This window comes from Pedobacter sp., from assembly GCF_045628745.1.
In the GTDB taxonomy this organism is placed as follows: domain Bacteria; phylum Bacteroidota; class Bacteroidia; order Sphingobacteriales; family Sphingobacteriaceae; genus Pedobacter.
The window spans coordinates 1-4555 of sequence record NZ_JAZQPU010000089.1 but is presented as its reverse complement, the minus strand read 5'-3'; the positions used below and the strand labels follow the sequence as shown (position 1 = coordinate 4555).

The window sequence follows — 4555 nt, the reverse complement described above, 5'->3', positions numbered from 1 at the left end:
CGTCCTATTAAGTATCCAGCTCCGGCGCCAACAACACCACCGATAACAGCGCCTCTACCTTTCTTTTTATCAATCAATGCACCACCTACTGCACCTGCGGCTCCACCAATTACACCAGCTTTTGCAGCCTGGCTCCAACCTTCTTTTTTAGTACTTGTTGTTGTAGTTGCTGTATTGCTGCTTGTATTTGAGCTCGAAGTAGCTGCCGGGGCAGATGCTTCTCTTTGCTGTGATAACAATAAGGTGCGTTTTTCTTCTTGCTCTTGTTTAACAACGGCTATACGCTCTATCTCTTGCTGTTTAGCTACGTCTGCCTTTTTAAAGCTGTCTAATCTTAAACTATCTTTTACTTCTTTAAGTGCAACTTGTTTTGCGGCTTCAAGTGTGGCTTCGTCTTTTGCTTTATTACTACAAGAGGCCAAAACGATCGCAATTGCGATTATAGAAAGGAATTTTTTCATATCAAAAATAATTAAATGCATTATATATCATATAGAAAAAATGATGCCAAGATTTTAAATACATTTACTTTTCTTCCAAAGGTGACCTTCCTAAGGCACTACTTTCGCCATCGTCTTCTGTTGGATCCTTTGAAGTTCGGGAGATCATGTCATTATCATTATTAAGTTGGTGATAACCTGTATCAGATGAATGATCAGAATCAAGCCCCAGGTTTTCATTTCCTTCCTCTTCAGGATGTTTTTTTGAAGATTTATGCGGTTCTTTAGCTGTACCCTCTCTGTGATTTGTTTCTTCCATACTTATAATTTTCTTATCCATCCAACAAAACAGGAGTCTTAAAGTTTAAGATAAAGGGCTTTTTTTATCTTATTTGTAACAATTACAAAGTCTTGTGCTCCTGTTTTTTGGATTTTAATATTCTATTGTTTACTTTCACATCGAATTATATAATAAAAATATGCGTAAGACAGGAAAAGTTAAATGGTTTAATTCTTCAAAAGGGTTTGGTTTTATAACCCCTGAAGAGGGAGGTAAAGATATATTCGTACATTTCTCTGCAATTGCAGGTGACTCATTCAAAGAATTAAATGAAGGAGACGATGTTGAATTTGAATTAAATGAAGGTAAAAAAGGACCTGAAGCTTCAAACGTAAGAGTTCTTTAATTATACTCTTTAAAAAAAACAAAAGGGGTTTGCTAAACGGCATCACCCCTTTTTTATTGAAAAATAAGTAGAAATGCAATTCACAAAGAAAACCGGGTGTATCAGTATTATTGGCTGCGGCTGGTACGGGTTTGAATTGGCAAAAAATCTCCTTACTTTAGGTTACCGCGTAAATGGCTCCACAACCACTCCCGCAAAATTGCTGCAATTTGATCTGGCAGGAATAAAACCTTTCCTTCTTAAATTTGAGGAAGGCAAAAAGGTCTACTCAGATCATTTTTTTGAGTGTGAGGTCCTTATTATAAGTATCCCTCCAAAAAAAAATACAGATCAGGTCGCGCACTTTCCAGGAATCATTCAGCAGATTGCCGATGCAGCGACTTCCCATCAAATTAAAAACATCATCTTTATCAGTGCCTCTTCTGTATATGGAGAGCCAAAAAAAACGGTTACGGAATTGAGCACGCTCTTACCGCAAACCGTATCTGCACAACAAATATTCAAAGCTGAAAACATACTAAGTAAAAATCCTAATTTTTCAACCACTATACTGCGTTTTAGTGGACTGGTCGGTCCTGGCAGACATCCGGGTCGATTTTTTGCAGGCAAAAAAAATGTCCCAAATGGCAAAGCTCCTGTCAATCTGGTGCACCTCCAGGATTGCATAGATCTCACCCTGCAAATATTAAAACTTAATGCTTTTGGCTATACTTTTAATGCGGTAACGCCTCACCATCCTCAAAAACAAGAATTCTATACGGCTGCAACAAAAGCTCTGCAACTTGAGGAACCTGAATTCATAAATGAACTCAAAGAATGGAAAATAATTTCCAGCATCCAAGTTCCTAAACTGCTTAACTATAGTTATAAAATCACTAACTGGATGGAATGGCTACAAGAAAATACACCAACACTATGAAACTAACCATTTGGGGAGCTGCACACCAGGTTACGGGTAGCATGCACCTTCTGCAAACTGAAAACTATAATATCCTTATTGATTGTGGGTTAGATTATGAAAAAGGCGTACAACAAGAAGATAATGAACAATTTCCTTTTGACCCTTCAACAATTGATGTCGTTATTTTAACTCATGCCCATATTGACCACTCCGGAAACCTGCCAACTTTAGTTCGCCTTGGCTTTAATGGACAAATTTTGTGCACACCTCCTACTGCAGACCTTACAGAAATATTACTTATGGATTCTGTAACGGTTTTTTTAAATAAACTTCAGAAATCCAGACGTGGCAAAGGAAGGAAAAATTATAGTGGCCCACGCCCCTTATATCTTCAAAACCACGTAAATGAAACCGTTAGCCGCTTTATTACCATTAATTTTGACAGAAAATTCAACATCACTAATGATATTTCTTTAACCTTTATTCCTGCTGGTCATTTATTGGGCGCAGCAGCCGTGGTTTTATCGGTAACAGAAGATGGTATAGAAAAGAAAATTGCTTTTACTGGAGACATTGGTCGTAAAAACTACCCTGTACTGGTGGATCCACAAATGATTCCTCCAGTAGACTATTTGGTGACTGAAGCCACATATGGAGGACGTTACCATACCAAAGATTCCACACTTGAGGAAAAACTGATCGAGATCATCTATGATTCTTGTGTAAAGTTTCCGGGTAGGTTAATTATTCCAGCATTTAGCATCGGCAGAACACAAGCATTGGTTTTTGCCCTGAATAAAATTTTCAGCAGTGGGCTACTTCCCCCTGTAAAAGTATTTGTAGACAGCCCTCTTGCCGTGGCAGCGACTGAAATTTATCGGAAACACCATGAACTGGTGAGTGAAGAGTCACGAGCCTTCTACCAAAAAAATGGAGATGAGTTTGAATTTGACGCTTTATCGTATGTTGAAGAAAAAAAAGAAAGTGCTTCTATTTCCAATTATCATGAACCCTGCATTATTATTTCTTCTGCAGGGATGCTTGAAGGTGGAAGAATACAAGATCACCTCTATCATAATATACAAAACTATTATTGCACCATCTTATTTATAGGTTATTGTGCTAAAGGCACCCTTGGTAACCGTCTTTTAAGGGGAGATCCTATTGTTCGCCTGAGAAATCGTGATTTAATGGTGTATGCAAGCATTAAACAAACAGACTTATTAAGTGGACATGGGGATCATAATGACCTGATGGCTAATGTCATCTCCCAGAATCCTGATCAGCTGAAAAAAGTTTTCCTTGTGCACGGAGAAGATAAAAGCCTGGAAAGTTTAGCTGAAGCCATTGAAATTGCTGGTTATAATGCAGTGATTCCTCCAAAGGGAAAAATATATGAGCTATAAAGAAAAGAAATCCTCATTCTTGTATCAAAAACTAGACGCTTTTTAAGCTTAAGTAATTTTTTAAATGAGAAGGGTTTAATACCTGAATATTCTTATAACTACCTGAATTTCAGTTTATTTAATAATATTGGAGCATAAAACAATTTTTGGCAAGATTATTACAGATATGTTATTAATTCAGATTTCTGAATCATTAATATCTAATAATTGAAAAAAATGAACTCAAAAATTACAAAATCAGCTTTGATATTATCCTTAGTAGGATTATCTAGCACACTCTTCGCACAAGATGCAGATACAACTGCACGCTTTGCAAAAAAAGAATTTCGCACGTGGTCAATTGGTTTGAATGGTGGTATGTTAACTCATTACACTCCATTTAACAGTGATAGAAATGGGGACTTTGCAACTCCACAAGAAAGCTGGGGATACGGTGGTTACATCAAAAAACAAATCCTTCCAGGTTTTGGTATCCAGGCTGATTTCCTTGCTGGTAAAGTAAAAGGCTTTAGAGCAAATGATGGTGCTACTGGCAACACTACAGGTTTTGAAACCCGTATTGACTGGTCAGCAGCTTTGAAAGCTAACTTTACTTTAGCTAACTTAAGCTTAAACCAAAAACGTAGTGTCCTTTCACCATATTTCACTGCAGGTGCTGGTTATATGTCATCTAATGCCAATGTTGATGGACCTGTTGCATACAGAACTGGTTACAATGAAAAATGGTTCATCCCTGTAGGTGCTGGTGTTAAGCTTGGCCTATCTAACTCGATTAACCTTGATTTAGGTTATGATGTTAATTTCATGAAATCTAACAATTTCGATGGTATTGCAAGTGGTGCTAATGATAGATTTTCTTACGCTCATGCGGGTATAGAAATCGCTTTAGGTAAAAAGGGCTCTCCTCAATTACAAAACTTCAGTGCATTAGCTGCACTTCGTGAGCAAAATGCACTGGAAAGTGCTGAATTAAGAAGAGCATTATCTTCGCAAGAAGAAAATGCCAGAAGAGACAGAGAAGCTTATGCTAAAGAAATGGGCGATGATGACAATGATGGTGTTGCTAACAAATTTGACAAATGTGCTGGTACTGCTGCAGGAACTGTAGTTGACGGTTCTGGT

General features: G+C 37.6%; 6 protein-coding genes. 4 read left to right on the top strand and 2 right to left on the bottom strand.

Going from position 1 to position 4555, the window contains the following annotated elements:
* Both ACR2F7_RS03830 and ACR2F7_RS03825 read right to left on the bottom strand, forming a co-directional pair.
* A partial coding sequence (locus ACR2F7_RS03830) for a YMGG-like glycine zipper-containing protein (protein ID WP_432712267.1) occupies positions 1-461 on the bottom strand: 461 nt, incomplete at its 3' end.
* Between the two features lie 64 nt (positions 462-525).
* On the bottom strand, positions 526-759 hold the full coding sequence (locus ACR2F7_RS03825) for a hypothetical protein (RefSeq protein ID WP_432712266.1): 234 nt from the start codon (positions 757-759) through the stop codon (positions 526-528).
* A 160-nt stretch (positions 760-919) separates the two neighbouring features.
* Between ACR2F7_RS03825 and ACR2F7_RS03820 the strand changes: the two genes are divergently transcribed.
* The 4 genes from ACR2F7_RS03820 to ACR2F7_RS03805 all read left to right on the top strand — a co-directional run.
* Positions 920-1126, top strand: coding sequence for a cold-shock protein (locus ACR2F7_RS03820; protein WP_196858447.1), 207 nt, complete (start codon positions 920-922; stop codon positions 1124-1126).
* A 199-nt stretch (positions 1127-1325) separates the two neighbouring features.
* A complete protein-coding gene (locus ACR2F7_RS03815) occupies positions 1326-2045 on the top strand; it encodes an NAD-dependent epimerase/dehydratase family protein (RefSeq protein ID WP_432712265.1) in 720 nt (239 codons plus the stop codon).
* Positions 2042-3433 carry an MBL fold metallo-hydrolase gene (locus tag ACR2F7_RS03810; RefSeq protein WP_432712268.1) on the top strand — a complete coding sequence of 464 codons (1392 nt, stop codon included), beginning with the start codon at positions 2042-2044 and terminating at the stop codon, positions 3431-3433. Before ACR2F7_RS03815 ends, ACR2F7_RS03810 begins: the two co-directional genes overlap by 4 nt.
* Positions 3434-3649: 216 nt before the next feature.
* Positions 3650-4555 (top strand): outer membrane protein (locus tag ACR2F7_RS03805; protein ID WP_432712264.1); only part of this gene is annotated, 906 nt, incomplete at its 3' end.

What these genes read in the sequence shown, in the direction of transcription:
- ACR2F7_RS03820 (WP_196858447.1), top strand. Translation starts at nt 920, where the DNA reads ATGCGTAAGACAGGAAAAGTTAAATGGTTTAATTCTTCAAAAGGGTTT.
- ACR2F7_RS03825 (WP_432712266.1), bottom strand. Translation starts at nt 759, where the DNA reads ATGGAAGAAACAAATCACAGAGAGGGTACAGCTAAAGAACCGCATAAA.
- ACR2F7_RS03810 (WP_432712268.1), top strand. Translation starts at nt 2,042, where the DNA reads ATGAAACTAACCATTTGGGGAGCTGCACACCAGGTTACGGGTAGCATG.